29 protein-coding genes and 7 tRNA genes are annotated in these 26,815 nt (G+C 42.5%); 32 read left to right on the forward strand and 4 right to left on the reverse strand.

The genetic code is table 11. From position 1 onward, the window contains the following. Nucleotides 1-73: 73 nt before the first annotated feature. From NSS78_RS02535 to NSS78_RS02550, 4 genes are all read left to right on the forward strand, one after another. Nucleotides 74-412: a hypothetical protein gene (locus tag NSS78_RS02535; RefSeq protein WP_003213982.1), complete on the forward strand. Its 339-nt coding sequence runs from the start codon at nt 74-76 to the stop codon at nt 410-412. Between the two features lie 165 nt (nt 413-577). Further along, entirely contained in the window at nt 578-2,068 is a 1,491-nt protein-coding gene (locus tag NSS78_RS02540) for a DEAD/DEAH box helicase (protein WP_003214093.1), read from the forward strand. Nucleotides 2,069-2,178: 110 nt separating this feature from the next. Further along, complete coding sequence (locus tag NSS78_RS02545) at nt 2,179-2,658, forward strand: PH domain-containing protein (protein WP_212046679.1); 480 nt, start codon at nt 2,179-2,181, stop codon at nt 2,656-2,658. Then, nucleotides 2,648-4,144 carry a PH domain-containing protein gene (locus tag NSS78_RS02550; RefSeq protein WP_212046678.1) on the forward strand — a complete coding sequence of 499 codons (1,497 nt, stop codon included), beginning with the start codon at nt 2,648-2,650 and terminating at the stop codon, nt 4,142-4,144. The genes NSS78_RS02545 and NSS78_RS02550 overlap by 11 nt, the downstream gene beginning before the upstream one ends. 57 nt (nt 4,145-4,201) lie before the next feature. On the opposite strand, the gene NSS78_RS02555 is transcribed toward NSS78_RS02550, so the two are convergent. Further along, on the reverse strand, nt 4,202-4,807 hold the full coding sequence (locus NSS78_RS02555; RefSeq protein ID WP_050945548.1) for a rhomboid family intramembrane serine protease: 606 nt from the start codon (nt 4,805-4,807) through the stop codon (nt 4,202-4,204). A 94-nt stretch (nt 4,808-4,901) separates the two neighbouring features. Between NSS78_RS02555 and acpS the strand changes: the two genes are divergently transcribed. The 14 genes from acpS to NSS78_RS02625 all read left to right on the forward strand — a co-directional run bounded on the left by acpS (nt 4,902) and on the right by NSS78_RS02625 (nt 15,894). Further along, nucleotides 4,902-5,267 carry a holo-ACP synthase gene (gene acpS, locus NSS78_RS02560; protein ID WP_050945549.1) on the forward strand — a complete coding sequence of 122 codons (366 nt, stop codon included), beginning with the start codon at nt 4,902-4,904 and terminating at the stop codon, nt 5,265-5,267. A 160-nt stretch (nt 5,268-5,427) separates the two neighbouring features. Then, on the forward strand, nt 5,428-6,444 hold the full coding sequence (locus NSS78_RS02565) for an outer membrane lipoprotein carrier protein LolA (RefSeq protein ID WP_106030172.1): 1,017 nt from the start codon (nt 5,428-5,430) through the stop codon (nt 6,442-6,444). Between the two features lie 135 nt (nt 6,445-6,579). Beyond that, complete coding sequence (gene alr / locus NSS78_RS02570) at nt 6,580-7,761, forward strand: alanine racemase (RefSeq protein WP_212046677.1); 1,182 nt, start codon at nt 6,580-6,582, stop codon at nt 7,759-7,761. Nucleotides 7,762-8,054: 293 nt separating this feature from the next. Further along, nucleotides 8,055-8,336: a hypothetical protein gene (locus NSS78_RS02575; RefSeq protein ID WP_003214273.1), complete on the forward strand. Its 282-nt coding sequence runs from the start codon at nt 8,055-8,057 to the stop codon at nt 8,334-8,336. 4 nt (nt 8,337-8,340) lie between these two features. Next, nucleotides 8,341-8,691 carry a type II toxin-antitoxin system endoribonuclease NdoA gene (gene ndoA / locus NSS78_RS02580; RefSeq protein WP_003214169.1) on the forward strand — a complete coding sequence of 117 codons (351 nt, stop codon included), beginning with the start codon at nt 8,341-8,343 and terminating at the stop codon, nt 8,689-8,691. 114 nt (nt 8,692-8,805) lie between these two features. Further along, entirely contained in the window at nt 8,806-9,636 is an 831-nt protein-coding gene (locus NSS78_RS02585) for an RsbT co-antagonist protein RsbRA (RefSeq protein ID WP_003214372.1), read from the forward strand. Nucleotides 9,637-9,640: 4 nt separating this feature from the next. After that, nucleotides 9,641-10,009, forward strand: a complete 369-nt coding sequence (rsbS, locus tag NSS78_RS02590; RefSeq protein WP_003214235.1) for an RsbT antagonist protein RsbS — start codon at nt 9,641-9,643, stop codon at nt 10,007-10,009. Nucleotides 10,010-10,011: 2 nt separating this feature from the next. Continuing rightward, the gene (locus NSS78_RS02595; RefSeq protein WP_003214085.1) at nt 10,012-10,413 is read left to right on the forward strand and encodes an anti-sigma regulatory factor; all 402 of its coding nucleotides are present in this window, start codon (nt 10,012-10,014) and stop codon (nt 10,411-10,413) included. Between the two features lie 10 nt (nt 10,414-10,423). Next, nucleotides 10,424-11,431 (forward strand): PP2C family protein-serine/threonine phosphatase, encoded by a 1,008-nt coding sequence (locus NSS78_RS02600; protein WP_003213895.1) that lies wholly within the window; start codon nt 10,424-10,426, stop codon nt 11,429-11,431. Between the two features lie 59 nt (nt 11,432-11,490). Continuing rightward, a complete protein-coding gene (locus NSS78_RS02605) occupies nt 11,491-11,820 on the forward strand; it encodes an anti-sigma factor antagonist (RefSeq protein WP_003213847.1) in 330 nt (109 codons plus the stop codon). After that, a complete protein-coding gene (gene rsbW / locus NSS78_RS02610) occupies nt 11,817-12,305 on the forward strand; it encodes an anti-sigma B factor RsbW (protein ID WP_003214356.1) in 489 nt (162 codons plus the stop codon). The genes NSS78_RS02605 and rsbW overlap by 4 nt, the downstream gene beginning before the upstream one ends. Next, nucleotides 12,271-13,059: an RNA polymerase sigma factor SigB gene (sigB, locus tag NSS78_RS02615; protein WP_003214304.1), complete on the forward strand. Its 789-nt coding sequence runs from the start codon at nt 12,271-12,273 to the stop codon at nt 13,057-13,059. The genes rsbW and sigB overlap by 35 nt, the downstream gene beginning before the upstream one ends. After that, nucleotides 13,059-13,658 carry a PP2C family serine/threonine-protein phosphatase gene (locus NSS78_RS02620; protein ID WP_003214034.1) on the forward strand — a complete coding sequence of 200 codons (600 nt, stop codon included), beginning with the start codon at nt 13,059-13,061 and terminating at the stop codon, nt 13,656-13,658. The genes sigB and NSS78_RS02620 overlap by 1 nt, the downstream gene beginning before the upstream one ends. Nucleotides 13,659-13,734: 76 nt before the next feature. Further along, nucleotides 13,735-15,894 (forward strand): Tex family protein, encoded by a 2,160-nt coding sequence (locus NSS78_RS02625; RefSeq protein WP_212046676.1) that lies wholly within the window; start codon nt 13,735-13,737, stop codon nt 15,892-15,894. 19 nt (nt 15,895-15,913) lie between these two features. Here the strand turns inward: NSS78_RS02625 and cmpA are convergent, their stop codons facing one another. After that, the gene (gene cmpA, locus NSS78_RS02630; RefSeq protein WP_012009003.1) at nt 15,914-16,048 is read right to left on the reverse strand and encodes a cortex morphogenetic protein CmpA; all 135 of its coding nucleotides are present in this window, start codon (nt 16,046-16,048) and stop codon (nt 15,914-15,916) included. Between the two features lie 99 nt (nt 16,049-16,147). On the opposite strand from cmpA, the gene NSS78_RS02635 reads away from it, so the two are divergent. The 13 genes from NSS78_RS02635 (at nt 16,148) to NSS78_RS02695 (ending at nt 24,465) form a co-directional block, all read left to right on the forward strand. Beyond that, complete coding sequence (locus NSS78_RS02635; RefSeq protein WP_003214448.1) at nt 16,148-16,621, forward strand: SprT family protein; 474 nt, start codon at nt 16,148-16,150, stop codon at nt 16,619-16,621. Nucleotides 16,622-17,012: 391 nt separating this feature from the next. Next, nucleotides 17,013-17,987, forward strand: coding sequence for a thiamine pyrophosphate-dependent dehydrogenase E1 component subunit alpha (locus NSS78_RS02640; protein ID WP_342468279.1), 975 nt, complete (start codon nt 17,013-17,015; stop codon nt 17,985-17,987). A gap of 23 nt (nt 17,988-18,010) precedes the next feature. Beyond that, nucleotides 18,011-19,048, forward strand: coding sequence for an alpha-ketoacid dehydrogenase subunit beta (locus tag NSS78_RS02645; RefSeq protein WP_003214035.1), 1,038 nt, complete (start codon nt 18,011-18,013; stop codon nt 19,046-19,048). Between the two features lie 17 nt (nt 19,049-19,065). Continuing rightward, nucleotides 19,066-20,226 (forward strand): dihydrolipoamide acetyltransferase family protein, encoded by a 1,161-nt coding sequence (locus NSS78_RS02650; RefSeq protein ID WP_342468280.1) that lies wholly within the window; start codon nt 19,066-19,068, stop codon nt 20,224-20,226. A gap of 18 nt (nt 20,227-20,244) precedes the next feature. Further along, on the forward strand, nt 20,245-21,624 hold the full coding sequence (gene lpdA, locus NSS78_RS02655) for a dihydrolipoyl dehydrogenase (protein WP_342468281.1): 1,380 nt from the start codon (nt 20,245-20,247) through the stop codon (nt 21,622-21,624). A gap of 108 nt (nt 21,625-21,732) precedes the next feature. Next, nucleotides 21,733-23,580 carry a sigma-54-dependent Fis family transcriptional regulator gene (locus NSS78_RS02660; RefSeq protein ID WP_342468282.1) on the forward strand — a complete coding sequence of 616 codons (1,848 nt, stop codon included), beginning with the start codon at nt 21,733-21,735 and terminating at the stop codon, nt 23,578-23,580. 209 nt (nt 23,581-23,789) lie between these two features. Beyond that, nucleotides 23,790-23,864, forward strand: a tRNA-Asn gene (locus NSS78_RS02665). Nucleotides 23,865-23,868: 4 nt separating this feature from the next. Continuing rightward, nucleotides 23,869-23,959 (forward strand) — tRNA-Ser (locus NSS78_RS02670). Nucleotides 23,960-23,968: 9 nt separating this feature from the next. Then, nucleotides 23,969-24,040: transfer RNA gene (locus tag NSS78_RS02675), tRNA-Glu, on the forward strand. A gap of 22 nt (nt 24,041-24,062) precedes the next feature. Then, nucleotides 24,063-24,137, forward strand: a tRNA-Gln gene (locus NSS78_RS02680). A gap of 30 nt (nt 24,138-24,167) precedes the next feature. After that, a tRNA-Lys gene (locus tag NSS78_RS02685) sits at nt 24,168-24,243 on the forward strand. A 7-nt stretch (nt 24,244-24,250) separates the two neighbouring features. Next, nucleotides 24,251-24,333, forward strand: a tRNA-Leu gene (locus tag NSS78_RS02690). 48 nt (nt 24,334-24,381) lie between these two features. Then, nucleotides 24,382-24,465, forward strand: a tRNA-Leu gene (locus NSS78_RS02695). A 96-nt stretch (nt 24,466-24,561) separates the two neighbouring features. On the opposite strand, the gene NSS78_RS02700 is transcribed toward NSS78_RS02695, so the two are convergent. Together NSS78_RS02700 and NSS78_RS02705 are read right to left on the reverse strand one after the other, a co-directional pair. Beyond that, complete coding sequence (locus NSS78_RS02700) at nt 24,562-24,906, reverse strand: hypothetical protein (protein ID WP_034620217.1); 345 nt, start codon at nt 24,904-24,906, stop codon at nt 24,562-24,564. 301 nt (nt 24,907-25,207) lie between these two features. Beyond that, nucleotides 25,208-26,182 carry an NAD(P)-dependent alcohol dehydrogenase gene (locus NSS78_RS02705; RefSeq protein WP_212046674.1) on the reverse strand — a complete coding sequence of 325 codons (975 nt, stop codon included), beginning with the start codon at nt 26,180-26,182 and terminating at the stop codon, nt 25,208-25,210. A gap of 177 nt (nt 26,183-26,359) precedes the next feature. On the opposite strand from NSS78_RS02705, the gene NSS78_RS02710 reads away from it, so the two are divergent. Continuing rightward, on the forward strand, nt 26,360-26,692 hold the full coding sequence (locus NSS78_RS02710) for a helix-turn-helix domain-containing protein (protein ID WP_212046673.1): 333 nt from the start codon (nt 26,360-26,362) through the stop codon (nt 26,690-26,692). The last annotated feature ends 123 nt before the right edge of the window (nt 26,693-26,815 follow it).

A 26,815-nucleotide genomic window follows, 5' to 3' on the forward strand; every position in this document is an offset into this window, starting at 1 on the left:
AAAAATTGCATCATTTTTGTCGAATGAGTGACAAGCCTATGGTACAATAGGAAAGAAAAGGTGGCTGATTCGGTTGTTTCAATACGATGGAAAAACCTTTGTCCCGCAGTCTAATTCGAGTAACGGAGAAGTATCGGCAGGCACCATATTTCAATATCGTCAGGACGGGAATATATTAACGGGCACATATCAAGGCGGCAGTATTGTATCTGGTGTACTTGTAGGAACTGTAAATGAGGATGGAACACTTCATTTTAGATACCACCATGTCAGCAAAGACGGCAGCATGAGAAGCGGGTCTTGCAATTCTACACCTAAGCAGTTGGATAACGGAAAAATTCAACTGTTCGAAAAGTGGAAATGGATGGATGGCGATCAAAGTGATGGTGAATCTGTCATTGTGGAACAGTAGATATATCCATTTCTGTCTTGTTGAAAAACAAATAGTGTAATGGTAAGATATAAGGTAGGGTAATTCGGGCTTTGTATATAATGGACCTGTCCTTTCGGGTAAGGGCAGTTTTTAATGATCATTCACGAGATTACTGAAACAGCAATTAGAAGGAGTTTGAATAATTTGACTATAACGTTTCAAGATTTTCAATTAAGCGAAAGTCTCATGAAAGCTATTAACCGCATGGGATTTGAAGAAGCAACACCGATTCAAGCGGAAACAATTCCTCTCGGTCTTCAGAATAAAGATGTCATTGGACAAGCACAAACAGGAACAGGAAAAACTGCAGCGTTTGGTATTCCTCTTGTAGAAAAAATTGACCCAGCGTCTCCAAATATCCAAGCGATTATCATTGCGCCAACAAGAGAATTAGCGATTCAAGTATCTGAAGAGCTATACAAAATTGGCCAAGACAAGCGTGCGCGTGTACTTCCGATTTACGGTGGACAAGATATCGGTCGCCAAATCCGTTCGCTCAAGAAAAATCCTCATATCATCGTAGGGACTCCAGGACGTTTACTCGATCACATTAACCGTCGTACAATGCGTCTTCAAAATGTTGAAACTGTTGTGCTTGATGAAGCAGACGAAATGCTAAACATGGGTTTCATCGAAGACATTGAATCGATCCTTTCAAATGTACCAAGTGAACACCAAACACTTTTATTCTCTGCGACAATGCCTGCACCAATTAAGCGCATTGCAGAACGTTTCATGACAAACCCAGAACACGTAAAAGTAAAAGCGAAAGAAATGACTGTCTCTAACATCCAACAGTTCTACTTGGATATCCATGAGCGTAAGAAGTTTGATACATTGACTCGTCTTCTTGACATTCAATCACCTGAGCTTTCAATTGTCTTCGGCCGTACGAAACGCCGCGTTGACGAATTGACTGAAGCACTTAACCTTAGAGGTTATACAGCTGAAGGAATTCATGGTGACTTGACTCAAGCGAAACGTATGGTTGCGCTTCGTAAATTCAAAGAAGGTTCAATCGATGTGCTTGTAGCAACAGACGTTGCAGCACGTGGACTTGATATCTCAGGCGTAACACACGTGTATAACTTTGACGTACCACAAGATCCAGAAAGCTACGTACACCGTATTGGACGTACTGGACGTGCTGGACGTACAGGTATGGCGGTGACATTTATCACACCGCGTGAAAAAGATATGCTTCGTGCGATTGAGCAAACAACTAAACGTAAAATGGATCGTATGAAAGAACCAACACTAGATGAGGCAATCGAGGGACAACAACAAGTAACAATTGATCGTCTGCGCACAATCATCAGTGAAAACAACTTAAACTTCTACATGACAGCTGCTGCTGAATTGCTAGAAGATCATGATTCTGTCACAGTGGTTGCGGCTGCCATCAAAATGATGACAAAAGAGCCAGATGCAACGCCTGTTCGTTTGACAGATGAAGCACCAATGGTTTCAAAACGCAATCGTAACAACCGCAGCTCTTCTAAACGTAGAGACGGTGGCGGCGGAGGCGGCTATCGCGGAAAAAGTCGTTCATCTTACGGTGATAAAAAGCGTTCTTCAAATGACCGCAATCGTTCTTCTAGCGATCGCCGTCAAAAGAAATCTTATAATAGCTAATTTAAAAGCGAATCCTTTGCAGGATTCGCTTTTTTTAACAGGTTTACTGAAACTTTTTAGGCTTTCTTTCGTAATATATTGATAGAAAAGTAAGAGAATGGGGGAAGAATGTGAGAAAACAGCCGCAACGTCAAATAAGTTTAAATGGTTTAAAGGTATGGCGTCTTCAAAATGGAATTATCTCATTGATTTTCTTACTCATCATCATTGGGGTATTTGTTGCTAGTTATTATCTTCAATGGCCATATTGGATTGGCGCCATCCTCGCCGGTTTATGGGTCTTGCAGATTATTTTTGGCATCTGGCTTATACCGAAAATACGTCATCGCATCTGGCGCTACGAAGTATTCGAAAATGAAATTGAAATTCAGCATGGACTCATTCGCGTTACACGTGTGATTGTACCGATGGTGCGTGTCCAGCATGTCGATACATCACAAGGACCGCTCTTAAGGCGCTACCGTTTGGCATCTGTTCAAATATCGACTGCTGCCACAGTTCATGATATACCGGCGCTAGAATTAGAAGAAGCAGATGAGCTTCGTGATTACATATCTCGTTTAGCAAGGGTGACGGAAGATGATGTCTGAACCAAAACGTGTACATCCAATCTCGATGTTCATTGATTTTATATCAGATGCCGTATCCATGATTAAAAACTTCATTATCCCTTTTTTCGTGCTTATTTTTGTGAACTCGAATTCGAGCATTCGTTTTTATGCATTTATCTTTCTTGGTGTGCTTCTTTTATGGAAAGCTGTTTCAACCGTTTTAGCATGGAGGCGATTTACCTACCGGATGGAAGAGGATGAATTTCGCGTGGAATCGGGCGTCATCACAAAAAAGAAAAAATATATTTCGTTAGAGCGAATTCAAACGGTGAATACAAGTGAAGGTATCTTCCAACGGATTTTTGGTTTGGTGCGGGTCCAAATCGAAACAGCTGGTGGAACAGACGGTCCGGAAGTGAGTCTGACGGCGATTACAAAAGCAGAAGCGGAACAATTAAAGCAATCGATTTTCAACCGGAAGAAAAGCTTGCAGCAAGAAGAAGTGGATGAAAATGGGGATGTCCCGCATGATCCTCTGACAGCGCAGCAACCTGTAGAAAAAGAAATCAATGTTTCCTACCGAATGGGTGTACCAGAGCTGCTTTTGGCTGCGACCACTTCCAGTGGGATCGGAGTCATTATTTCTGGGTGCCTCGCCATTTACACACAAATAGATGAAATTCTTCCTTTGGACGGTTTCCTCAAGCGGTTTTCTTTTTTAAGTCATGCGAGTGTTGAGATTTATGCGATTCTCATATTTATTGCCGTATTGATTGCTTGGATTCTTAGTGTTGGGGTAACAGCCCTTCAATATGCGAATTTTACCGCGAAACGAAAAGGGAAAGACATCATCATCACAAGAGGGCTCATTGAGAGGCATCAAATGACCATTCCGCTTGCGAGAATTCAAGCAGTGAAAATCAAAGAAAATATTCTTCGTGAACCCTTTGGCTTTGCGACGGTGATGCTTGTGAGTGCAGGAGGTTCTATTACAGAAAAAGAAACCTCTTCCGTCTTATTTCCACTGATTCGGAAGAAAAAAATCAACGAACTGCTATCTCAATTCACAGATGATTATCATTTGGCGCCAGAAGCTGAACTGAAAAAGGTGCCAAAGCGTTCGCTCAAGCGCTACCTGATCTCTTTCGGCTTTGTGCCATTACTTGTCGGCGTAATCCTATCTGTCCGTTTTCCGCCATGGGGGTATTTGGCACTTATTCCGCTGCCTATTGCTTTGTTTTTTGGTTATTTAGCTTATAAACAATCAGGCTATAAGATCAAAGATCCATTGATTCAACTGACATCAAGAGGCATTGGCAAAACCACTGGCATTGTCTTGAGAAAACGAATGCAAAACTATACGATGACGCAATCTTTCTTCCAAAAGAAAGGCCGAGTGGCGAGTATTCACACCTTTGTGAAATCCTCTGCGCTGCTTGATTCCTTTGGTGTGCATCACCTTGAGGAAGAAGATGCAGCACGTGTAATGGATTGGTATTCGTATGAAAAAAATAAATCTTCTTAAACAAAAAATGTCGATCCGCTTCCTGTTCATAGGAGTGATCGACATTTTTTTATGAGGTTAGTAGCGTCTTTTTTTTGAATGGAAAAATAGCGTAAGAGGTGCTAGGAGCATGCCGCCGATTAATCCAAATAAGTGAGCCATGATATTGATGTTCGAGTTGACGAACGTCATGATGACAGAGACGGCAAGAATTGTTAAGATCACCTGAGAATTGCCGCGGTCCATCATATGCGGTTTAAATAGAACAAGGTATAAATAAACGCCAAACAAACCGAAGATCGCACCAGACGCGCCGACATGTACATACTCTAAAGGCTCCACCCAATAGGTTCCGAGATTGCCAATGAACCCTGCACCAAGATAGATAATGAGAAATCGAACCTTCCCAAGCAAATGCTCAAGCGCTGGAGCGAATAAGAACAAAGACATAGAATTGAACAAAATATGGGTCAGACTTCCGTGAAGGAAAATAGGTGTGACGAGCCGCCACCATTCTCCAGTAGCTACACCATAATTGAAACCGACGAGATGGTCGTGACCAAGCTGTATAAGAGGGATAGGAAGCGCAAATATAAGCCATAGACCAAATTGCAAAGCAAGGATCGTTGTGACGATTGGATACGATCTAATAAATTGTTGAAAGCTCTCCGTTCGAATAAACATAACAAACCCCTTTTGACTAGATAATGGTAAGTTTATAGTAACACGTTTATGAAGAGAACATCCAAATTAGTACGAGTCTCATAGGAGGTACCTCATGATCAAAGGAATAGGTATTGATATAGTAGAGATCAACCGGCTCGCGCGCGTGCTTAGTAGACAGCCTCGTTTACCAGAACGGATTTTAACGTTAAGTGAACAAGACATCTTTCACACACTCAGTGAAAAGAGGCAGCTGGAATTTTTGGCAGGACGTTTTGCAGCAAAGGAAGCTTTCGCTAAAGCATACGGAACGGGAATCGGCCGGCATTTAAGCTTTCATGATATGGAGATCCAGAAAGACGAACTTGGAAAACCTTTCATCAAAAGCGAAAAGACGAAGGGTGACCAGGTTCACGTGTCCATCACTCACACGAAAGAATATGCTGCTGCACAAGTTTTAATTGAAAGGTTGTCAAGCTAGTCTGCATATTGTTTGTCCCCCCTTCATATATTGGGTAGTGCGATAAGGAAGGGCGAGTTGCTAACAGGCTTTGATGGTTCGCGGTACGCAGTTAACTCTTGAGGCGTACTGTTAAAGTCAAACAAGCGGTTTCTTCCTTTTAACACAATTAACGAAGGGGTTGAAAAGGGTGAGAAAAAGCTTTGTTTTGCTTGTAACGGGAATCCTTTTTGTACTGATTCTCTCCGCATGCGGTCAAAAATCTCAGCAGGATATCGTTGGAGATTTAAACAAAAAGGCAGGGGAAATGACATCATACAAAGCCAAAGCAAAAATGACCATTGAGACAGGAAATGACCCGCAGGAGTATCAAGTAGAAATTTGGTACAAGAAGCCGGAACTTTACCGTGTCTATTTAGAAAATCCGAAAAAGGATCAGAGTCAAGTCATTTTAAGAAATGGCAATGGTGTGTTTGTGCTGACACCTTCATTGAACAAGAGCTTCCGTTTCCACAGTGATTGGCCAAATAATAGCAGTCAGGTCTACTTATTTGAGTCACTCGTGAAGGACATTAAAAATGACAGTGCCGCTCAGTTCAAAGCGAAAGATTCAAAGTATGTGTTTGAAACCAAAACCAATTATCAGCACAACCAAATGCTGCCTACCCAAGAGATTACCTTTCATAAAAAAACAATGGCGCCTGCCAGTGTGAAAGTACTGGATAGCGACAAAAAGCCAATGGTGAAAGTGGAATTCTCTCACTTTGAATTCAATAAATCCTTTGACAAAGATGCATTTGATGAGAAGAAAAACATGACACTCTCTCAAATGGATGTTGCCACAAGTGCAGACCCATCTGACAGCTTTGCGGTGAAAACGCCAGTTGACATGCCAGAGGGTGTGAAGAAGATGGAAGAGAAAGAAATGATGACAGATGCCGGTAAGCGTTATGTCATGACGTATGGCGGAAAGAAATCCTTCACACTCATTCAGGAAAAAGCGAGAGTCGCTGAAGCATCTACGCCTGTGACAATGAACGGTGAGCCAGTCGACCTTGGCATGACAGTTGGGGTTCTCACAGATCAATCCCTTTCATGGACATCTGACGGAGTGGACTACTTGATTTCTTCAAGTGATCTATCGAAGGAAGAGCTCTTGATGGTTGCAAAGAGTGTAGAAGGCCAGTCAGCTAAATAAATACCTCAGGCGAGAGCCTTAGAAATGAAACATCAGCCCTATGCATGGGCTGATTTTCTTTGATTTGTTTCACATTATTCTTGATTTTTAGTATCATATGAGGGGATTGAATCATTCAATAGGGAAGTGTGACGGATGGACACAAATGCCTTTTATAGAGACACATGGGCAGAAATTAATTTATCAGCAATCAAGCATAATGTTTCACATATGAAAGATCATATCGGTCAAAGTGTTCAACTGATGGCTGTGGTGAAAGCCAATGCATATGGACATGGAGATATAGAAGTGGCGAGAGCTGCTCTCAAAGCAGGAGCAGACGTATTAGCCGTCGCCTTTTTAGATGAGGCGGTTTCTTTAAGAAATAAAGGCATCAAAGCACCAATACTTGTACTCGGCGCAGTACCGCCGGAATATGTCAAAGTCGCCGTTCGTTACAATGTCATCATGACCGCCTACTCCATCGATTGGCTGAGAGACGTCACCAAAATGGTGAAAGGGCAGATGGGACAACCGATACGTTTTCATTTGAAAATAGACAGCGGAATGAACCGATTAGGTGTGAAAACGATAGAGCAAGTGAACGAAGTGAAAAAGCTTGTCAGCGAGCAATCTTATTTACAGCTGGAAGGCGTATTTACTCACTTTGCGACAGCAGATGAAAAGGATGAAGCCTACTTTGATCGGCAGGTCGACACCTTTCAAACACTGCTTGAGCCGCTTCATACGGACAAGCTGCTCGTTCATTGCGCCAACAGTGCTGCAGGTTTAAGGTTTAAAGACGTTTTGTTTAATATGGTTCGCTTCGGCATCAGTATGTACGGGCTGTCACCATCTGAAGAAATCAAAGATGAATTGCCTTTCAAGCTCGAAGAAGCCATGTCTCTTCATACAAAGCTTGCCCATGTAAAGCATATTCAAGAGGGTGAGAGTGTCAGCTATGGGGCGACGTATACAGCCAATCAAGATACGTGGATCGGCACGGTTCCAGTCGGCTATGCAGATGGGTGGATCAGGAAGCTGGCAGCAACGGAAGTGCTTGTTGGCGGAAAACGCCGGAAGATCGCAGGAAGGGTTTGTATGGATCAATTCATGATTGAACTGAAAGACAAGCTTCCAGTAGGCGAGCCGGTCGTTTTGATTGGTAAGCAAGGAGAAGACATGGTATCAGTCGATGAAATCGCCAAAAGGCTTGAAACCATTAACTATGAAGTCACTTGCTCGATTGGCCACCGCGTCCCAAGAGTATATTTAGAGGACGGCGAAAGAGTGCATGTGCGGAATCCGCTCCTTCAAGGCGGGCCAAGTTTTTTATAAACAACATTCAAAAGAACGATAGTCAAACTGACTTCGTTCTTTTTTATTCGACAAAAGTAGGGTAAACATTCTCCCTTTTTTAGAGATTTTGGAAATACCGTATGATTTTCGGAAAAAAGCGTATAATGGGAAAGAGGAACTCCATTATCATCTTGATTTACGGGTGGCGAGCCGCTTCATGTTCTAATAAGAATTCATGAAAAAACAGCTTTGCTTGTGCATTGAATAATGGTATGATTAGTCTTGGAATGGATCGATACGGTATCCGTAAGTTTTGTGGAGGTGTATGTTTTTTGTCTGAATCCAGCGCAACAAATGAAATGAAGATTCGACTGCCGGAGGCTTTAATGTCTGAGATCGAACGAGTAGCAGAGCAGGATAAGGTAACAAGAAATGAATTGATCTACCGAGCGACAAAAACGTATATTCGTGAACGTAATATTCGACAAAATCGTGAATCGATGAGACGCGGCTACATGGAGATGGCGAAAATTAATCTGAATATCTCTTCAGAGGCACAATACGCAGAGTTTGAGGCTGAGAATACAGTTGAGCGATTAGTCAGCGGGGGTTAAACATTTGATTGTTAAACGCGGTGATGTTTACTTTGCTGATTTATCTCCTGTTGTTGGCTCCGAGCAGGGCGGGGTTCGCCCGGTATTGGTGATTCAAAATGACATTGGAAATCGCTTTAGCCCGACTGCTATCGTTGCAGCCATAACAGCCCAAATACAAAAAGCGAAATTACCGACTCACGTCGAAATTAATGCAAAGCGCTACGGCTTTGAACGAGATTCTGTCATTCTTTTGGAACAGATTCGTACAATCGATAAACAAAGATTGACAGATAAAATCACACATCTTGATGATGAGATGATGGAGAAGGTTGATGAAGCCTTACAAGTTAGTTTGGCTCTTATTGATTTTTAATATGGTGAGATATGGTTGCTCTACTGGGAGCAACTTTTTTTGTGTTCAATTTTTATTAACGTTATAATGAAGACAGACTAAAGAAGAGTTTTAAATGTAAGTAGGGGGTAAAACATGTCGAATCATATCGTGTTAGCTTTTGCAAGAAAGCATCAAAAGGAATTAGAAAATGAGTGGACGGACATTTTAAAACGACTCGGAGAAAAAGAAACGGACATGATGCTGAACGACAAAATGTATGAAACCATCTGTTCGGAATATGTTCAACTAATCATTACATCTCTTTCAGAGGGGTATAGTGAGGATTTTGAAGAAAAAGTGCAAAATTTTGCTTTAAAAATTGTTCAAATGGGTATATCACTTAAGTTACTGGCAAACGGTCTAACGGAAATCCGTACACATTTATATGAAAAAATGAACGATGACAAAGATACAACACAAGAAAGTCATGACCTCATTTGGCAAATCGATCGATTCATCACACCCATCCATAACGAGATCTTAAACCAGTACTCCATCTCATGGGAAAAAACCGTCAGCCTTCAAAAAATGGCGCTACAGGAACTTTCTGCCCCGCTTATTCCTGTATTTGAGCACATCACCGTCATGCCACTTGTTGGAACAATTGATACAGATCGTGCGAAAAAAATTATGGAGAATCTGCTCAATGGTGTCGTCAAACATCGCTCACAGGTCGTCTTGATTGATATCACGGGGGTACCTGTCGTAGATACAATGGTGGCCCACCATATCATTCAAGCGTCAGAGGCTGTGAGATTAGTAGGAGCGAAGTGTTTACTTGTCGGTATTCGCCCAGAAATAGCCCAAACGATCGTTAACCTTGGAATTGATTTATCTCAGGTTACAACAAAGAATACCCTTCAAAAAGGAATTCAAACTGCTTTGGAAATGACAAATCGAAAAATTGTTTCATTGGAGGGATAACCAATTGAGAAATCACCCGAAGATTCCAATCTTAAAATTATATAATTGTCTTCTGATCTCAATACAGTGGGAGCTTGATGATCAAACAGCTCTTCACTTTCAAGAAGACTTACTGAATAAAATTCATGAAACAGGAGCAAACGGTGTTGTCATTGACTTAACATCCGTCGATATGATTGATTCATTTATCGCAAAGGTATTAGGCGATGTGATCACCATGTCCAAGCTCATGGGGGCAAAAGTTGTATTAACAGGAATACAGCCGGCAGTCGCTGTGACGCTTATTGAACTTGGTATATCGCTGGAAGAAATTCAAACAGCACTAGATCTTGAACAAGGGCTTGAGACACTGAAGCGGGAATTGGGGGAATAGATATGAAAGACCAATCCTGTGTGAAAATATTGACGGAATGGGATATAGTCGCAGCAAGACAATTGGGGCGCAATGTTGCAAAAGAACTTGGTTTTGGAACAGTTGACCAAGCAAGAATTACGACGGCCATTTCAGAATTAGCTCGAAACATCTATTTATACGCTGGTAAAGGTCAGATTTGTATAGAAGAAGTGATGGAGCGCGGAAAGCGTGGACTCAAGGTCATCGCAGCCGATGAGGGGCCTGGCATCATGGATATACGTAAAGTGATGGAAGACGGATTTTCTACATCAGGCGGACTCGGAGCAGGCTTGCCGGGCGTCAGAAGACTGATGGATGAATTTAAATTAGATTCTGCACCAGAACAAGGAACGGAGATACAAGCTGTTAAGTGGCTTCGCTAGGAGGGAAACCATGGATTTTAAGGAGGTAATGGAGCAGCGGTACCATCAGCTGCTCAGTCGTTATATCAGTGATTTAACTGAAACATCGCTTTATCAAGCTCAAAAATTTAGCCGTAAAACCATTGAGCATCAAATACCTCCTGAAGAAATAGTGAGTGTTCACCGAAAAGTGATTCAGGAGCTTTACCCTGATTTGCCGGAAGATGTTTTTCATTCACTAGACTTCTTAATTGAAGTCATGATTGGGTACGGACTTGCCTATCAGGAACATTTAACACTTAGAGGCATTCAGCAAGAAATTAAATCTGAAATTGAAATTGCTGCAAATGTTCAGCAAACCCTTCTGGAAACGAAAATTCCAGAAGGAGATACGTTCGATATTGGGGCGATCAGTGTACCGGCAAAACAGATGAGTGGAGATTATTACCATTTCGTCACGGATCACGATACGATTAATATTGCGATCGCAGATGTCATTGGAAAGGGAATCCCAGCTGCGCTTTGTATGTCGATGATTAAATATGCGATGGATTCCTTGCCAGAGTCAGGGAGCGGTCCAACTAAAGTGCTGAAAACCCTTAATCGTGTTGTCGAGCAAAACGTAGACCCAAGTATGTTTATCACCATGTTTTATGGCAGTTATAATAAAGAAACGCATGAATTTAAATATGCATCGGCTGGTCATGAGCCGGGCTTTTTCTATTGCAATAAAGAGAACAAATTTTACGATTTAGATGCAAAAGGGCTTGTACTTGGAATCGCACCAGATTTTGATTATAAGCAGTATGAGAAGCATTTGGACGTAGGAGATATGGTGATCTTATTCTCCGATGGTGTTACAGAATCTAAGTCGGAGGACGGCTTTTTAGAGCGGGAGGATATCAAAGCGCTTATAGCAGAGCACCTACCCTACTCAGCTCAGGAAATGGTCGATGCCATCTATGCCAGCTTACTCAAGCTACAAGATTTTCAGCTTCACGATGACTTCACTTTACTTGTGCTCAAAAGAAAGGTTTAGAAAGTGAAGATGCGGGTATATAAAATTCTAGGAAACAAGAATTTCGAGGTGAATGCATAATGAATATGACAGTGAAAGAGCATCAAATAGATCAAAAAACGAAAATTAGTGTCAGCGGAGAAATTGATGTGTACTCTGCTCCTCAGCTAAGAGAAACACTCATGCCTAAAGCCGAGGCGGGAGAGCATCTTGAGATCTGTTTGAAGGATGTTACGTATATGGATAGTACAGGATTAGGTGTATTTGTTGGGCTGTTTAAAGCGGCTCAAAAAGCAGGTGGAACACTAAAGCTTGAGAACTTGTCAGATCGGCTTGTAAGGTTGTTTGAAATTACTGGACTAAAGGACATCATTGACATTTCTGCAAAGACAGAGGGTGGGGTACAATGAACGAATCAGTAGATCTAATCGAGATGAAAATCCCAGCGAAACCAGAATACGTAGGCATCATCCGCCTGACTCTTTCAGGCGTAGCAAGTCGAATGGGTTATGCCTATGAAGAGATTGAGGACTTAAAAATTGCGGTCAGTGAGGCCTGTACAAATGCAGTTCAGCATGCCTACAAAGGTGAAAATGGCGAAGATGGAGAGGTAGCTGTTCGCTTTCTTGTCTACGAGGATCGTCTAGAAATCATTGTCGCGGACAAAGGCGGTAGCTTTGACTTTAAGCAAAAGCAGGAAGACCTAGGGCCGTATACATCTGCTCATACGGTGGATCAATTGGCAGAAGGAGGTCTTGGTTTATACTTAATGCAAACATTGATGGATGAAGTCGAGGTGCAAGCAAACTCCGGAGTTACCGTTGCGATGACAAAGTTTTTAAACAGGGAGCGAGTTGACCATGACACAACCATCCAAAACTATGAAACTAACTAAAGATGAAGTGGATCGCCTTATCCAAAGCTATCAATCCAACCAAGATGAGCAGGCGCAGCTCACGCTGGTCGAATGCTATACAAACTTGGTTGATATGCTGGCAAAAAAATATTCAAAAGGAAAAAGCTTTCATGAGGACCTCAGACAAGTTGGAATGATTGGTTTACTTGGCGCCATTAAGCGATACGATCCGCTAGTCGGTAAATCATTTGAAGCCTTTGCTATTCCAACCATCATCGGGGAAATCAAACGCTTTTTACGAGATAAAACATGGAGTGTCCATGTACCAAGGCGAATCAAAGAGCTTGGACCAAGAATCAAGATGGCTGTTGATCATCTAACAACAGAGACGCAAAAATCACCGCAAGTCCAAGAAATTGCAGAATACCTAGATGTGACAGAGGAAGAAGTACTGGAAACCATGGAGATGGGCAAAAGCTATCAAGCACTGTCTGTTGACCAAGGCGTAGAGGCTGATTCTGAAGGAAGCACAGTCACCATTTTAGACGTTGTTGGCTCACAGGAAGAGGGCTACGAACGTGTAAACCAAAAAATGATGCTTGAGAGTGTGCTTCATGTTCTGACAGATCGGGAAAAAGAGATTATCAATCTGACTTATTTGCAAAATAAGAGTCAAAAAGAAACAGGCGATTTACTAGGGATATCCCAAATGCATGTATCGAGACTGCAACGGAAGGCAGTTAAAAAGCTACGAGATGCATTATCAGAAGATGCGTCTATGGAGCTAGGGTAATGAAGCAGATTGAACAGCATGAGCATGTGAATGCCATTATCTATCAATCGAATAAAGAAGGGAAATCATGCTGCGGGGACAGTTTTTTTATTAAAGCAGATGATGAAGAACTAATTTGTGCTGTGGCAGACGGATTAGGCAGCGGTCAGTTCGCCAATGAATCATCTTCTTTAGTCAGCGAAATTGTCGAAGAATATGGACATGAGGATATGACGACCCTCATCGACAGATGCAATCAGGCGATGAAAAATAAACGCGGAGCCACTGTAGCCATATTAAAGGTGAATTTTTCCCAGCAGCAGTTTACCTATTGTTCGGTTGGTAATATTCGGTTCATCTTGAATGCCCCTTCTGGCGACTATATTTATCCACTTCCGACATCAGGATACTTATCAGGGAAACCTAGAAAATATAAAACATACACCTATTCCTACGAAAAAGGATCGACATTCATTATGTATTCAGACGGACTGAATGTGCCAAACATGAGAATGTGTTTAAAGCATAGTCATTCAGTTGCAGACATTGCCAAACAGCTTGAAACATACACACAAGACAAAAAGGACGATCTCACCTATGTACTTGGTCAGCTCACGTAAAATAGCTGACCTTTTTTCTGTTTTGCCGATTTTTTTGATACACTAAAAGAGAAGACACAGTGAGGGGATGCAAAGTATGAAGACATCTGACTTTTTATTGAAACAAATTGCAACAGAATTAAAGATTTCAACAAAACAAATTGAAAGTGTCATCAAGCTCTTAGAGGATGGTAACACCGTCCCGTTTATTGCCCGTTACCGGAAAGAGCAGACAGGCTCTCTGGATGAGGTGCAAATTCAAACCATTTCAGAGCGCTATACATATATCCAAAATGTCATGAACCGAAAAGAAGAAGTCATTCGCTTAATCGCAGAACAAGACAAACTGACGGATGAATTAAAACAAAAAATTGAACAAGCTCATAAACTGCAAGAGGTCGAAGATTTATACCGACCATTCAAACAAAAACGTAAAACAAAGGCGAATGTAGCCAAAGCAAAAGGGCTCGAGCCGCTGGCAGAATATATACTCACCCTGCCAAGCGATGAGATCGAGAAGAAGGCCGCTTCTTTTATCAACGAAGAAAAAGAAGTAACAAGTGTAGAAGAGGCACTTGAAGGCGCGCAGCACATCATTGCTGAACAGCTGGCAGATGATCCTGATATGCGGAAATGGATTCGCAGCGAAACGTACCAAAAGGGAAGTCTGGTCACATCAGGAAAAGACATCGAGAGCGATGAGAAAAATGTCTATGAAATGTATTACGATTATCAAGAGCCCATCAAAAAGATAGTGCCTCACCGCGTACTAGCGGTCAATCGTGGAGAGAAAGAAGGCATCTTAAAGGCAGCCATCGAGCCACCTGCTGAAAATATTCGTTTCTATCTCGACAAACAAGTCATAAAAGGCAAACAGACGACGGCGAGACCGTTTATCGAAGCGGCAATTGACGATGCGTATAAACGCCTCATTCAGCCTTCCATCGAACGAGAAATACGCAAAGAGCTGACAGAAAAAGCAGAGGAACAAGCGATTCATATTTTTGCTGAAAACTTAAGAAAACTACTGCTTCAGCCGCCGATGAAAGGGAGACGTGTACTTGGAGTGGACCCTGCATTTCGTACAGGCTGTAAATTAGCCGTCGTGGATGATACAGGAAAAGTCCATCATATAGGCGTCATTTACCCGCACCCGCCTGTACAGAAAAAAGCGGAAGCGAAACAAAAAGTGAAAGAGATCATTCAATCATCTAACATTGAAGTCATTGCGATTGGAAACGGAACAGCCTCAAGAGAGACCGAACAATTCATTGCAGACCTCATTCAAGAGCTGGATCAGCCGGTCTCCTATTTGATTGTGAATGAAGCAGGAGCAAGTGTATACTCTGCGTCTGCACTGGCGCGAGAAGAGTTTCCAGACCTGCAAGTCGAAGAACGAAGTGCTATATCCATTGCTCGAAGATTACAAGATCCTTTAGCAGAGCTCGTGAAAATTGATCCGAAGTCTGTCGGAGTGGGCCAATACCAGCATGACGTGAGCCAAAAACAATTAAACAGCTCGTTAACCTTCGTGGTAGAGACGGTCGTCAACCAAGTCGGTGTGAACGTCAATACGGCCTCACAGGCGCTGCTGCAATATGTGTCAGGTCTTTCAAAAGCCGTCGCAGGGAATATCATCAAGCGCCGCGAAGAGATTGGAAGATTCACAAGCAGAAAAGAGCTAAAGGACATTCCAAGACTTGGTGCTAAGACTTATGAGCAGTGTATCGGCTTCCTGCGCATTGCAGACGGACAAGATCCACTTGACCGGACAGGCATTCACCCAGAGAGCTATAAAGAAACAAAACAGTTCTTACGCATGATCAAGATGACACCAAATGATCTTGGCACAGAGCAATTAAAGGAGAAAATCGCAGAGGTCAAGCTGGACGAAGCAGCAGAGCAGCTTGATATTGGTATCATTACATTACAAGATATCGTCGATCAGCTGACAAGACCTGAGCGTGATCCGCGCGATGAAGTACCAAAACCTCTTTTAAAAACAGATGTGTTGAAATTAGAGGACTTGAAGCAAGGAATGGAGCTGCAAGGTACAGTGAGAAACGTTGTAGACTTCGGCGCATTCGTTGATATTGGTGTAAAACAGGACGGGCTTGTCCATATTTCCAAGCTCAGCAACCGCTTTGTGAAGCATCCGCTTGACGTTGTATCAGTTGGTGACATTGTGACTGTATGGGTGGACTCCGTTGACCAGGCAAAAGGCCGCGTTGCCCTCTCCATGCTGAAACCAGAGTAAACAAAAAACGAGGCGCACCTCAGGATGGGGTGTGCCTTGATGCGACTGAATGTTTTTTTCTGTAGAAGTACCAGCATTGATTCAACAACTTGATTTGGTAATGATTTTTTTCGAAAAAAGCCTTCTGCATCTGATTTTTCAGCCAGTTGGGCATCGCCCATTCCTCCTTTTATCGAAACAGTGGGTGTACCTTCAATGTATGCAAAGGGGAAATTGTCCCGTTCGATGTTTTTATAGAAAGGAACGATCTTGATTGAAGGAGAGAGAGTTACAGCAGTTAACAGAGCATATTTCTGAGCAGTTCTTTGGTAAGGCATTCCGCCATCAGGCTGTTTTTAACGACCGTCTCAAAACGACAGGCGGGCGGTATCTACTTGGAACACACAATATCGAACTGAACCGCCGATACCTAGAGGAACATGGACGAGAAGAATTAATCGGGATCATCAAGCATGAGCTGTGTCATTATCATCTGCATCTTGAGGGAAAAGGCTATCAGCATCGTGACCGTTCCTTTAAAGAGTTATTAAAACAAGTAGGAGCCCCGCGTTTTTGTACACCGCTAAAGACCGTACAAAATAAACGGCGTGTACAGAAACGGCAAGAATATGTCTGCACAGGATGCGGTCAGTATTTTATCAGGAAAAGGCGAGTTGATACCTCTCGTTATGTGTGCGGCGTCTGCAAAGGAAAATTAAAATGGCAGCGTACAATCGGTTCAGAGTGATAAGCATACCTTTATGGGATGCTTCAGATTGTTGACAAAGGGCTAAAATGATCTTTATTTTAGCCCTTTGTCTTCTTTTCAGCGTGATAGAAAACCTTTGCAGTCTAGGAAGGGCGAGCACAGGAGCGGAGCGAATTTGACATTCGTGAGCACCGGAGCACAGTCCTGACAAAGAATGCGAGGGTTTGTCTACACGCTGAAGCATTCCTTTATGGGATGCTTTTTTTGTGAGATGAAGTAGACATATTGAGACAAATAGAGACGCAAGTCTCATTTTGTCTCTTTTTTGATCGGTGTGAATCGCTCAAAAACCCAAGCTTTCAAGCGCCATGATGTTGGCACGCTTTTTGCTTGTATAGAAGTGCAAGCAAAAAAGATAGGAGGTTTTATCATGGAAATGGCACTCACAAAAGAAAAAGCCGTTTGGATGTATCGAAAAATGCAGGAAATCCGCCAATTTGAAGATCAAGTACACACGCTTTTTACAAAGGGGATCTTGCCAGGTTTTGTCCATCTTTATGCTGGTGAAGAAGCTGTTGCTGTAGGAGTCTGCGCTCATCTGAATGAACAAGACAGTATTACAAGTACACACCGTGGCCACGGTCATTGTATCGCTAAGGGCTGTGATCTAAAAGGAATGATGGCAGAAATCTATGGAAAAGCCACAGGCCTTTGTAAAGGAAAAGGTGGATCTATGCACATTGCAGATTTTGATAAAGGAATGCTCGGTGCCAACGGAATTGTTGGAGGCGGCTTTCCACTTGCGTGCGGGGCAGCCCTCACAGCTAAATATAAAAAGACAGATAATGTAAGCGTTTGCTTTTTTGGGGATGGTGCTAACAATCAAGGGACTTTTCACGAAGGAATCAATCTCGCTGCCATCTGGAAACTGCCAGTCATTTTCATCGCAGAAAACAATGGTTACGGGGAAGCGACGCCATTTTCCTATGCTTCAAGCTGCAAATCGATTGTGGATCGAGCCACCAGTTATGGTATTCCGGGTATTCAAGTAGATGGAAAAGATGTGACAGCCGTTTATCAAGCAGCAGAACAAGCGATAGAACGAGCAAAAAATGGAGAAGGTCCGACATTGATTGAATGCATGACATATCGGAATTATGGTCATTTTGAAGGAGACGCCCAGCACTACAAAACCAATCAAGAAAAAACCGAACATCAAGAAGAGAAAGATGCCATCACTCTTTTTAAAAATGAATTATTAAAGCAGCAGCTGCTAACGGATCAAGAGATATCAAGTATTGAAGCGACTGTAGCAGAAGCGATAGATGAGGCCGTGAGATTCAGTGAAGAAAGTGAATATCCAGATCATACTGAATTGCTGACTGATGTGTATGTTTCGTATTAATAAATCTGAAAGGGGAGAGGGAAATGACAAGAGAAATCAGCATGTCTAGTGCTTTGAATGAAGCGATTAAACTGGCAATGAGAAGAGACGAAGATGTCATTTTAATGGGAGAAGATGTTGCGGGTGGCGCTCATGTAGATCACTTACAGGATGATGAAGCATGGGGCGGTGTTCTTGGTGTAACGAAAGGAATCGTTCAGGAGTTTGGACGTGAGCGTGTCCTTGACACGCCGATTAGTGAAGCTGGCTATGTAGGCGCGGCTATGGCAGCTGCTTCAACAGGGCTAAGACCAATTGCGGAGCTCATGTTTAATGATTTTATCGGTACTTGTCTGGACCAAGTCCTGAATCAAGGCGCAAAATTCCGATACATGTTTGGCGGAAAAGCAGAGGTGCCAATCACGATTCGAACGACACATGGGGCGGGTTTTAGAGCAGCTGCCCAGCATTCGCAAAGTTTGTATGCACTATTTACAAGCATCCCTGGATTGAAAGTAGTTGTGCCTTCTTCACCATATGATGCCAAAGGGCTGCTGCTGGCAGCCATCGAGGATCAGGACCCTGTCATCTTTTTTGAAGACAAGACGCTTTACAATATCACAGGAGATGTGCCGGAAAGGTATTACACACTGCCGCTTGGTAAAGCAGATGTGAAGAGAGAAGGATCTGATGTAACCATCTTTGCAGTAGGCAAACAAGTGCATACAGCACTCGAAGCGGCAGAGCAATTATCTGCTCAAGGTATTGAAGCGGAAGTGATTGATCCAAGAAGCTTGTCGCCGCTCGATGAAGAGGCCATTCTGACTTCAGTAGAAAAAACAAATCGACTTGTCATTGTCGATGAAGCAAATCCAAGGTGCGGAATTGCCGCAGATATCTCTTCTTTGATTGCAGATAAAGGATTTGATTTACTTGACGCTCCAATCAAAAAAGTAACGGCTCCTCATACACCGGTACCATTTTCACCACCTCTTGAAGATATATATCTGCCAACACCTGATAAAGTTGTGAACACCGTATTAGAGCTGATTGGCAAGAGCCATGACAAGATCTTGAACTAAAGAAAGGAGAGAGGGAGATGGCTGTCGAAGTTGTGATGCCTAAATTGGGCATGTCGATGAAAGAAGGAACGGTATCTGTCTGGAATAAGGAGGTCGGTGAGACCGTAAATAAAGGGGAAAGCATTGCAAGCATCAACTCCGAAAAAATTGAAATGGAGATCGAATCACCTGCTGAAGGAACCATATTGGATATAAAAGTGCCCGAGGGAGAAGGTGTACCGCCTGGCACGGTCATCTGCTATATCGGTGAAGGAAATGAACAAGTGGAGGAAAAGAAAGATAGAGACATCCAGTCAAAACCAAAGAAAGAGAGAAAGAAAATCTCACCTGTTGCCCGTAAAATGGCGATTAGCGCAAACCTAGACATTGATACGCTCGTGGGGACAGGACCAGGTGGAAGAATTACGAAAGAGGATGTGCTTCATGCGCTTCCTGAACGGAAAGAGAAAAAACAAGAAGAGAAAAAACAAGAAGAGAAAAAACAAAACGAAACAGAGCATCAACCTATTAACATGATGCGGAAAACAATTGCCTCAAGAATGATGGAAAGCCTGCAAACAAGTGCACAATTAACTATTACGATGAAAGCGGACGTGACAAAACTTACAAACTTACAACAACAGCTGAATGAAACAGCCATAGCACGTTACGATACAAAGTTGACCATCACCGATTTTGTAGCCAAAGCAGCGATCCTTTCGTTGTTAGAACACCCTGCGATGAACAGTCAATATCATAACGGAGTTGTGGAAACCTTTGAGAATGTTCATCTTGGGATGGCTGCTGCGTTAGATAACGGATTGGCTGTACCGGTCATTCGGCATGCGGAGCGGTTAACGCTGATAGAGCTGGCGAAGAGCATTAAATTGTATGGTCAAAAAGCACGTGAAGGAAAGCTTCTCCATGATGAAATCCAAGGTTCGACATTTACATTGACCAATCTTGGAGCGTATGGTGTAGAGCATTTCACGCCAATTTTGAATCCTCCGGAAGCAGGTATCCTTGGCGTCGGAACAATGTATGACACCCCTGTTTATCGAGAGGATGAATTGTGCAAAGGGACCATCCTGCCTCTCAGTCTTACGTTTGATCACCGCGTACTGGACGGAGCACCGGCATCCGCATTTTTATCAACGGTCAAAGCACATTTAGAAGAACCAATATCCATTCTTTTATAGGAAGAAGGTGAACGTACCATGACACTGGTCATTATAGGAGGCGGACCAGCAGGTTATGTGGCGGCCATAACAGCCGCTCGTTTTGGCAGGGAGGTTGTGTTAATTGATCAAGGTCAGCTGGGAGGTACCTGCCTCAATGAGGGCTGTATTCCAACCAAAGCACTTTTGCAAAGCGCCGATATGTATGAGCATGTGAAATCGGCTGGACATTTTGGAATTGAGCTTCCAGAACATGAGCCTACCATCCAATGGGATGCTGTCCAAAAACGGAAGCAGTCTGTCGTCAAGCAGCTCACTGATGGTGTTCGCTACTTGATGAATAAAAACAAAGTCACCGTGGTAAATGGGAAGGCTTCATTTCTATCAGCACATGAGCTATTGATAGAAAGTGAAGGAAAGTCTGAAATCATTCAAGCAAAACAAATCATTATTGCATCAGGGGCAGCGCCTGCTGCTTTACCGTTTGCACCTTTTGATGGCGAATGGATTATTCACAGCAAGGATGCCATGTCACTTTCTTCGATTCCAGATTCGCTTTGTATCATTGGGGGCGGGGTGATCGGCTGTGAGTTTGCGAGCATCTTTAGCAGAATGGGATCAAAGGTTGTCATGGTTGAACGGGCAGTGCACATTTTACCTGAAGAAGATCGTGATATTGCACAATGTCTTCACGAGCAGCTCGAAGAAACGGGTGTAGATATTTTGACGTCCGCCGCAGTCAAGCAGCTTGATTCCTCTTCAAGTAAAGTAGTGGTGGAGAATAATCAAGGCGAGCAGTGTGAAATCCAGTCGGATCTTTGCTTAGTGGCCATTGGCAGAACTCCGCGGCTTGGAGAGTTGAATCTTGATCAGGTTGGTATTGCATTTGATAGAAACGGTATCTACGTCAATGAACATATGCAAACCAATCTCCCGCATATCTATGCGTGCGGTGATGTGACAGGTGGGGTCCAGCTTGCTCATACTGCCTTTCATGAAGGAACGGTTGCGGCATCCCATGCATCAGGTGAGCATGTAAAGGTCAATGAGCAAGTGATTCCGAGGTGCATATACACCTCTCCAGAAATCGCCAGTGTTGGTTTAAGTGAAGAGAGTGCTAGAAAACAATATGAGGAGATTCGGATAGGGACATGTGCATTTTCTGCAAATGGAAAAGCATTAATCTTAAATCAACCAGCCGGTCACGTAAAGGTCATTGTAGAACCGCAATATCAAGAAATATTAGGTGTTTCAATTATCGGACCGCATGCAACAGAACTGATTGGACAAGCGGCGGTGATGATGCATACAGAGCTGACCGCTGATACATTAGAGCAGTTTATTGCGGCACATCCGACACTTTCAGAGGCGATACACGAAGCCTTTCTGCAAACCATTGGACGAGCGGTGCACTGCTGAAAAAGGCTTCTTTTCTATCCGATTGACTTCTAGGGTTAGCTAATGATAATTGAAAGCGCTTTTATAATTATCTATAATGAATAAAAAGCCCCTAGAGGAGAGGATGGAATGAATCCGACGCCTTGTTATTTAAATACGTGGAAACGTTTTGTTCGTGAAGGTTTGCTTGATCAGTCTCGTCTGAATAAGAGAGTGGTAGAATCATGGCACAGGTGTAAACAGGCAAATGTGAATCCGTATTTAGATAAAGGACAGTCGTTGTTAGAAAAGGAGCGTTTCAGTGCCCAAAAAAAGAAATATTCATTATTCCTAAATGCGGCTCTTCCTTACTTAAATAAAATCAGTCAGCAATTAAAAGAATCTGACATGCTGGCCTTACTCATCGACGCAGATGGTTATGTGCTAAGTTTGACAGGAAGCGAAAGAACGATGGTGGAAGCAAAAAGAATTAATTTTATGGAGGGTTCACGCTGGACTGAAACAGATGTAGGGACAAACGCGATCGGAACGGCACTCGTCATCGGAGAAGCAGTGACGATCAATGGAACTGAGCATTTTTCTATCGCCTCTCACCATTGGAGTTGTTCAGCCGCTCCTATTCGCGATGCAGGCGGTACAATCATAGGGGTGATTGACATCTCTTGTATGACGGATAACAAGCACCCTTTTATGCTTGGAATGGCTTCAACGGTTGCTTATGCCATCGAGAGAGAAATTCAAGTCCAGCAAAAAAGGAGAGAGCTGGAGCTCATCACTCATTGTCTCCAGCAGGTGGAAACAGACGAACCGTATGTGGTCTGTAATGAAAAAAAGCAAATTGTTTCTGCCAGCAGGTCGATTAGAGAACGATTTTCAGACTGGTATGGAATGGATGTCGAGCGGCTTAAGGGTCATCCATTTGTTATCCGGGGAAAGCAGATCATTCAATCAGAGCAAGACGGAAAGATGCTAGGCATGTCCCTTTCCCTTGAAGAAGCAGCGAAAAGCAGCATCACCGTTTCTTTTGCTCAATTTCCAGGGGAATCAGGAACAAGTAAGGTATTTCAACAGACGCTTAACGAGATGAAGAGAGCAGCACAAACAGATGCTCATGTGTATATTTGGGGAGAAACAGGGACAGGGAAGGAACTCGCCGCTAGAGCCATTCATTCCGCCAGTGAAAGGCATAAAGGGCCGTTTATTGCTGTTAATTGCGGAGCCATTCCTGAAAGCCTGTTAGAAAGTGAGCTGTTTGGCTATGCTGAAGGGGCATTTACAGGGGCAAAACGTCACGGAGCTAAAGGCAAATTTGAACAAGCTCATAAAGGAACACTCTTTCTAGATGAAATAGGCGAAATCCCATATGCGATGCAAGTAGCGCTTCTTCGGGTGATAGAAGAAAGGGCAGTCGTACCGCTTGGCGGGACACACGAAATCCCTTTGGATATTCGGATTATTACAGCGACTCACCGTAATATGAACGAACTGCTGAAGGAAGGAAAAATACGAGAAGACTTGTATTACCGTCTTCATGTCTATCCGATCAATATCCCGCCGCTTAGAGAAAGAAAAGAAGACATTCATGATTTATATCGTTATTACCAAAAGAAGCACCACTGGAATGCAGCGTTTCCTGAATCATTTTTTCAGAAATTGCAGGAGTATCATTGGCCAGGAAACATAAGAGAGCTTTTTAACCTATTTGAACATCTAAGGGTCCTCTTTCCGCAAGGCGGATGGATTTGTGAATCGCAATATGCATCAGTATTAGAGGCGATTGATCAGAAAAAGCAGAAGCTGCATCCAGCAGAGTGTACTGAAACTCCAAAAGAACTCACATTCAGGGAACGCATTCAAAAGCAAACAGTGATAGACGCACTGCATAAAACGAAAGGTCATGTGTCAGAAGCAGCGAGGCTAGCAGGAGTGCCAAGAAGTACTTTTTATAAGTGGATGCGAAAGTTTCATCTGTCTTAATCTCATGGAAGGCTGCATCAAGGCCCTTGGTCTACTTGAAGAGGTCGGGGGCTTTCTGCCAAGTTAAACAAATGGCATGGAAAAAGGCTTGACTGTTATATTAGTATATGTTAAATTATAAAAGCCGTCGCAAATTGAGCAGGAATGAAACGCTTAAAAATTCTTGACACATTTTTCTGGCATATATATAATGAAACATGTCTTATTATTCCGCAGTAGCTCAGTGGTAGAGCTATCGGCTGTTAACCGATCGGTCGTAGGTTCGAGTCCTACCTGCGGAGCCATAATGGAGAAGTACTCAAGTGGCTGAAGAGGCGCCCCTGCTAAGGGTGTAGGTCGCGCGAGCGGCGCGAGGGTTCAAATCCCTCCTTCTCCGCCATTATTTTATGGCCCGTTGGTCAAGCGGTTAAGACACCGCCCTTTCACGGCGGTAACACGGGTTCGAATCCCGTACGGGTCATGTTTTGTTTTTTTTGATTCGTTGGGCTATAGCCAAGCGGTAAGGCAACGGACTTTGACTCCGTCATGCGTTGGTTCGAATCCAGCTAGCCCAGCCATTTTTTTATATGTTTTTCTGCATAGCAGATGAGCCATTAGCTCAGTTGGTAGAGCATCTGACTTTTAATCAGAGGGTCGAAGGTTCGAGTCCTTCATGGCTCACCATTGTCACGCGGGTGTGGCGGAATTGGCAGACGCGCTAGACTTAGGATCTAGTGTCTTTATGACGTGGGGGTTCAAGTCCCTTCACCCGCATTGTTTTTTCAAACAGTGCACTTATGAATATATGAGCACATCATACACGCGGTCGTGGCGGAATGGCAGACGCGCTAGGTTGAGGGCCTAGTGGGTGAATAACCCGTGGAGGTTCAAGTCCTCTCGGCCGCATCTAAGAAACCAAAGGTGGTAAACCTTTGGTTTTTTAATTTTTTATCACTTTTAAATGAATTTGTCCATTTACCTTAAGTAAGTGGACTTTTTTAATTATCGAGGTTCAACTGTAATCTTAAAAATGACGTAATTATCGTTTATATCATAGGCATAAACCAACGCCGTGCCCAGTGATGAGTAAGAAGATACGACACCACTAGAACTAATGCTAATAAGGTGACTGCCAGAGATGATTTCCCATCTTGTATAGCCATACAGCAATCCAACGTTTGAGTTTCTTAGCATATGGAAATCGACCGTTCCAATTTCATTTGTAGGCTTTGCTATATTGTGAATTTTTGCAGGTTCTTGCGCAGAAGCTTGATTTGTTAAAGCTGGAAGAGCTAATGAAGAAATTGATAATACTGAAACAATTAATCCCTTGTAAAGTTTATTCATAATACTTCCCCCTCAGTTTGGTTTTATTACAAATTCATCATAACATGTAAAATATTTGAATTGTATGGATGTCGAGTATATTTCGAAATTTAACATTCTTCAAGGTCTGTATTTAAAAGAAGATAAGCATTTGTTAGACCGATGTTTTGGGTTCTTAAAAAGTAGGAAAATGTATAGTGATATTGAAGACTTTGCATTAGAAGCAGCTGAATACTTTAGAAGAGCTGGAAGATTTGAAATGGCTACCAAGCATGTACCTCTTACAACAGAAAAATTGAATAATGTCATGTCATTTGATGGTTTATTTGTTATCAAGTAAATTTATGATACGTTTTCCTCGTCCACCTCCAGTTTCTAAGGAATGATGAGCTTTGGCAACATCAGATAAAAGATAAATGCTATCAACAACTGGTCTGACCTTGTTGGAATCTACATAAGATGCTAATTCTTTTAAAAGTTCATTTTTGGGGTTTGCGCTGAATGTGCGAACTCTACGAGAACCGAAAGTAGTTGAAGCTAATATATATATGAAAGACGAAAAACTAGGAAATCCAATAGTAACCATTCTTCCGTTCTTTGTAAGCAGGCGCCTATAATGTTTGAGGTCAGTTCCAACTGTGTCCATGACTACATCAAACTTTTTAAGATCAGTAGGATACGTCTTTTTATAATCAAGTACTTCGTCTGCACCTAGCTCTTGAAGAAAAGTGAGATGTTTTTCGTTTGCAAGAGCAGTTACATGAGCACCTAACATTTTTCCAATTTGAATCGCAATGCTTCCGACTCCTCCACTTGCACCACGTACAAGTAAATTTTCGCCTCTTCTAAGTTTAGCTTGATATTTTAAGGCAATAATTGCAGTAGCACCTACGCCAGGCAATGCCGCGGCTTGTATGAGATCAATCTTTGTAGGAGTTTTAGATATTTTCTCAGGTGATATAGCTACATATTCAGCGGCACTACCAATTTGGCTCCTGAGATTCATAGGAAGAACTCCCCACACTTTATCACCTAATTGATAACTTTTTACGTTCGATCCTACTTCAACAACCTCTCCAGAAAAATCTGCCCCTGTCCCTTTAGGGAATTGATTACCCGTTAATAGTTTCAACTTGCCTGATCGAAACAGCGTATCCATAGAGTTTACACTCGACCCATGTACACGAATGAGTACTTCTCCAGACTCTATAACAGGTTTTGATATAGAATCTTCAAAAAGAACATTCGGTGATCCATAATTAGTGTATTGTGCAGCACGCATCTTTTCATTTTTCATTTACTCACTCCATCTCCTTGAAAAAGTATTAACTTGAAGGGTTTTATAATCAATTTTGCTCTCTATTACATGGATGACACGGTTTACATATTTGATTATAATAAATGGAATTGATTTAACAAGTACGCAATATAAACTGCTTAAGGAAGGAAAAACTGACTAAGGGGTGGATAAAATATGACTGAAAGTGAGCTGAATAAAGCGATAGCTCCAGCGAGTTATGCATTAAATATATTAGCGGGAAAATGGAATTTAAAAATCTTAGCTGTACTATGTAGTTACAAGGAGATTCGATATAATGAGTTAAAGCGTAAAGTGTATGGAATTACAGGAACAATGCTCAATCAATCATTAAAGGACCTGATTGAAAACGGAATTGTTCAACGAGTTCAGTATAATGAAGTTCCATCAAGAGTAGAATATTCATTGACTGGGGCAGGACTAGAGCTGATCCCTATATTTGAACAACTTCTTTTATGGGGCGAAAACCAATTAAAAAAATCAAAGTAATAATATCCATCTACGTGAGAAGTTCGTTGGGGAATCATAGCATAGCTTCCTAACAAAGATTTTATTCACTTTAAGCTATGATGAAGAAAAACAACAAAAAATCTTGAGATTACTAGGGAAGCG

This window comes from Bacillus sp. FSL W8-0920 (assembly GCF_038593215.1).
Lineage (GTDB): Bacteria > Bacillota > Bacilli > Bacillales > Bacillaceae > Bacillus > Bacillus pumilus.